Annotated in this window: 1 protein-coding gene; it reads right to left on the bottom strand. The window is 49.1% G+C overall.

Features of this window, described 5'->3' with window-relative positions; all coding sequences use genetic code 11:
- Window positions 1-70: 70 nt before the first annotated feature.
- The coding region (locus L324_RS24295; RefSeq protein ID WP_037313076.1) for a MerR family DNA-binding protein at window positions 71-275 on the bottom strand (205 nt) is incomplete at its 5' end.

Genomic DNA, 275 nt, shown 5'->3' with positions numbered 1-275 from the left:
GTTTCCCCATCAATGACCGCCGTTTTCGCCGGAAATTTCCTCGCTTGACGGGCAAGCAACTCCGAAATGTTCATCCGCCCGATTCCTCCCATTCTCGCAATCGCTTTTCAAAATCGGAAAGCAGGGATTCCATCTCCGCCTTCAGTTGCAATAAATCCTCGATCCGTTCGTTCACCTCCTTCAGTTTTCGCCGCCCGTATTCGACCGTTTTTTCGAGTTGTTTCTTTCCTGTGCGATCCTCATCAAACAGCGCAATCATCTCATGAATTTCGTCA

The sequence above is a fragment of the Amycolatopsis orientalis DSM 40040 = KCTC 9412 genome (genome assembly GCF_000478275.1).
Taxonomy (GTDB): domain Bacteria; phylum Actinomycetota; class Actinomycetes; order Mycobacteriales; family Pseudonocardiaceae; genus Amycolatopsis; species Amycolatopsis orientalis.
This window is presented reverse-complemented; position numbering and strand designations above follow the sequence as displayed.